Source organism: Tianweitania sp., assembly GCF_032053605.1.
Lineage (GTDB): Bacteria > Pseudomonadota > Alphaproteobacteria > Rhizobiales > Rhizobiaceae > Tianweitania.
On sequence record NZ_DAMBUH010000179.1, the window covers coordinates 1 to 4,020 of the forward strand.

Annotated in this window: 2 protein-coding genes and 1 pseudogene; 2 read left to right on the forward strand and 1 reads right to left on the reverse strand. The window is 62.0% G+C overall.

Features of this window, described 5'->3' with window-relative positions; genetic code table 11:
- The coding region (locus tag RTX98_RS20295) for a histidine kinase dimerization/phospho-acceptor domain-containing protein (RefSeq protein WP_312798694.1) at positions 1–1,201 on the forward strand (1,201 nt) is incomplete at its 5' end.
- Between the two features lie 222 nt (positions 1,202–1,423).
- Here the strand turns inward: RTX98_RS20295 and RTX98_RS20300 are convergent.
- The gene (locus tag RTX98_RS20300; protein WP_312798696.1) at positions 1,424–3,382 is read right to left on the reverse strand and encodes an acetoacetate--CoA ligase; all 1,959 of its coding nucleotides are present in this window, start codon (positions 3,380–3,382) and stop codon (positions 1,424–1,426) included.
- A gap of 213 nt (positions 3,383–3,595) precedes the next feature.
- Here RTX98_RS20300 and RTX98_RS20305 point away from each other — a divergent pair.
- Positions 3,596–4,020, forward strand: a pseudogene (locus RTX98_RS20305) (AsmA family protein); the annotation flags it as partial.

Here is a 4,020-nt window from a genome sequence, read left to right on the forward strand (position 1 = left end):
GCATCTGCCCTTCGCCCAACCCGCACGCGCGGTCGAGCCGGCACCGGTCGCCGATCCGACCGTGGTCGAGGAACTCGCCCGCACCCGCGCGCTGCTCGAAGAAATGCGCGCCATCGTCGACACGGCAACCGACGGCGTCATCCTGATCGACCGTCAGGCTGATATCCGCAGCATCAGCCATCCGGCCGAAGCACTGTTCGGCTTCGATTCCGCCAGCGTCGAAGGCACGCCGTTCACCTCGCTGTTTGCGATCGAAAGCCAGCGCGCGGTGAAGGATTATCTGCTCGGCCTCACCGACAATGGCGTGGCGAGCGTGCTGAACGACGGGCGCGAGGTAATTGGACGCGAGGCGCAAGGCCGCTTCATCCCACTTTTTATCACCATCGGACGACTGCCCGGCGACAGCGGCTTCTGCGCCGTGGTTCGCGAGATCACGCAATGGAAGCGCGCGGAAGAAGAACTCACCCATGCCCGCGCCGAGGCTGAGCGCGTGTCGTCGCAAAAGAGCGATTTCCTGGCCCGCGTCAGCCACGAGATCCGCACGCCGCTCAACGCGATCATCGGCTTTTCCGAGCTGATGATGGAAGAGCGCTTTGGCTCGATCGGCAATGAGCGCTATCGCGATTATCTCCGCGACATCAACCGCTCCGGCAATCATGTGCTCGACCTCGTCAACGATCTGCTGGATATTTCCAAGATCGAGGCCGGCGAGCAGGAACTGTCTTATGTCGCCGTGTCGCTGAACGACGCGCTGTCGGAAGCAGTGGCGATCATGCAGCCGCAGGCCAATCGCGAGCGCGTCATCATCCGCTCAAGCTTTGCCTCCCGCCTGCCGGACGTGGTGGCCGATCTGCGCAGCGTGCGGCAGATTGCGCTGAACCTGTTGTCGAACGCCGTGCGCTACACGCAGGCGGGCGGACAGGTTATCGTGTCGACGGTGTATGAAACCTCCGGCGAGGTGATCCTGCGCATCCGCGACACGGGTGTCGGCATGTCCAGCGCCGAGATCGACCAGGCGCTCAAGCCGTTCAAGCAGCTTAACGCCCTGAAGCGGGCTCGCGGCGACGGTACCGGGCTCGGCCTGCCGCTTACGAAGGCGATGGTGGAAGCCAACCGCGCACGCTTCGTCATCAATTCGCGGCCGGGCGACGGCACGCTGGTGGAAGTCACCTTCCCGTCCACACGCGTGCTTGCCGACTAGCACAAAAAGAAAAAGCGCCCGAAGGCGCTTGGAATTGGAAGAGGCTGTCACGAAGAGAGGCTTGAATGTCCGAAGGAATTTCGGGCAATGGATCGCTCCATCAAGTCACGCACACTATTTGCCAATACCTCTTAACAAGACCTTAACAGGTTGCATTTTTGTTTACCGATTGGAACCACCTGTTCAAAGTTGGTAAACAGCGCGATCAGAACTTGTTAACCCTCATCCCGCCAGTTCCGTCCGGTCCTTGAACAGGTCTAATGCTTCGGGATTGGCGAGCGCTTCCTTGTTGCGCACGGGGTCTCCATGCACAACCTGGCGCACCGCAAGCTCCACGATCTTGCCAGACTTGGTGCGCGGAATGTCGCTGACTTCCACAACCCTGGCGGGCACATGGCGCGGCGTGGCGCCCGTCCGGATTTTTGCCTTGATGCGCTGTTCAAGCTCGGCGTCCAGCGTCACGCCTTCCGCCAGGCGCACGAACAGGACGACGCGCACATCATTGTCCCAGTTCTGCCCGATGCAGAGCGCTTCCAGCACTTCCGGCATCTGCTCGACGACGTTGTAGATTTCCGCCGTACCGATGCGCACGCCGCCGGGGTTCAGCGTCGCGTCCGAACGCCCATGGATGATCAGCCCGCGATGCTCGGTGATTTCGGCGAAATCGCCGTGGCACCAGACATTGGGGAAGCGGTCGAAATAGGCGTCGTGATACTTTCGTCCGCCCGCATCGCCCCAGAACATCACGGGCATGGACGGGAACGGTTTGGTGCAAACGAGTTCGCCTTTTTGGCTCCGGATCGGCTGGCCCTCATCGTCCCAGACATCCACGGCCATGCCGAGCCCCGGCCCCTGGATTTCGCCCGACCAGACAGGCTCCGTCGGCACGCCGAGCACGAAGCAGGCGCAGAGATCCGTGCCGCCGGAAACCGATGCGAGATGCAGATCCTTCTTGATGCCGTCGTAAACGAAGTCGAACCCTTCCGGCGAGAGTGGCGAGCCGGTGGAGGACAGGGTGCGCAGCGCTGAGAGATCATGCGTTTCGATCGGCCGCAGACCGGCCTTGCGCACGGCATCGATGAACTTGGCAGAGGTACCGAAATACGTGGCCTTCTCGTTTTCGGCTAGGTCGAACATCGCCTTTTCATCGGGGTAGAAAGGCGAGCCATCATACAGGATCAGCGTCGCGCCTGTGGCCAGCCCCGTCACCAGCCAGTTCCACATCATCCAGCCGCAGGTCGTGAACTGGAAGAAGCGGTCGCCGGCCTGAACGCCGCCATGCAGCTGATGCTCTTTCAGATGCTGCAACAGGATGCCGCCGGCGCCATGCACGATGCATTTCGGAATGCCAGTCGTGCCGGATGAAAACAGGATGTAGAGCGGCTGCGCGAACGGAAGGCGCTCGAAACGGACCGGTTTAGCGGCGTATTCAACAAGGGCTGCTTCGAACGGCTCGGCATTCTCGATGGTCTCGGCCAGGTCACTTGCGCCGCCGAGATAATCGACGATCAGCACCTTGCGCACGGTCGGCAGTTGCGCCGCGATCGCCGTGACCTTTTCGCCGACGTCGTTCCTTTTGCCGTTGTACCAGTAGCCATCCGGCGCCACGAAGATGACGGGTTCGATCTGTCCGAAGCGGTCGAGCACGCCCTGCACGCCGAAGTCAGGCGAGCAGGAGGAGAAGATCGCGCCGATCGAGCTTGCCGCCAGCATCACGGCGATAGTTTCCGGCATGTTCGGCATCATGGCCGCAACGCGGTCACCGGTCTTAACGCCTTGCGCTTCCATCAGCTGCTGCAGCGGCGACACCAGCGCATGCAGCTCGTCCCAGCTCAAACGGCGTTCGACCTTGTTTTCACCATGGAAACAGATCGCCTCCCCTTCGCCCGAGTGACGCAGAAGGTTTTCCGCATAGTTCAGCCTGGCATCGGGAAAGAAGCGCGCGCCCGGCATCTTGTCGCCGTCCACCAGCACCCGCTCGCCTGGCTCGCCGACCACGCCGGTGAAATCCCAAAGCAGCCGCCAGAAACCTTCCGGCTCGTCGATCGACCAGCGGTGCAGGGTCTCGAAGTCAGGCATGTCTCGATTGGTTCGGGCAGCCGCTTCGGCCATGAAGCGGGTCATGGGATGATGCTCGACACGCTCGCGCGACGGCGTCCACAGCGGCTGCGATCCTGCCATTCGTCTTCCTCCCTGAATGAGCAGCGTTGTTATGCAACGCCGCTTCCATGGCGGCAAGAAGCGTGATGTAGGCCACAAGCCCCTTCTTTCTGGCAGCTTCATGAACAAGACTTCACGCAGCGCCTGCTTGAAAAGCCCGTAATCTCCTTTACACCGCACCTGAGATCATAAGCATGCCTACAGTCTCGGCATGTCACTTCCCCAAGAGGCAGGATGCCCAAACCTTCGCTCCGCAAAACGCTTTGGACGGTGCTTGTCGCCGCCGTGATTGCGGGCGCGGTTGTGCTGGCCATGCCGTTTGCTGCGTCCAATCATCTTGTGCGCGATCGGATCGCGCAGGAACTCGGCGCCTGGAGCGGCATGCGGGTCGAAGTCGGCTCCCGCCCGGAGATCGAGGTGTGGCCGAGCCTGCGCGCCGTTCTGCATGATGTCCGCTTCATCGACTGGGATGCCGATGGCCAGCCGGTGCTGCAGGCCGAGCGTATCGAAATGGAGATGTCGGCATGGGATGCACTGCGCGGCGACATCACCTTCGATCAGTTGCGGCTGGTGCGCCCCGTTCTGCGCGTGGCGCCAGTTGCACCCGCCATCTACCTGCCGGCTGCGCCGCGCGGCGGCCGCATCGTCAGGGCGATCGA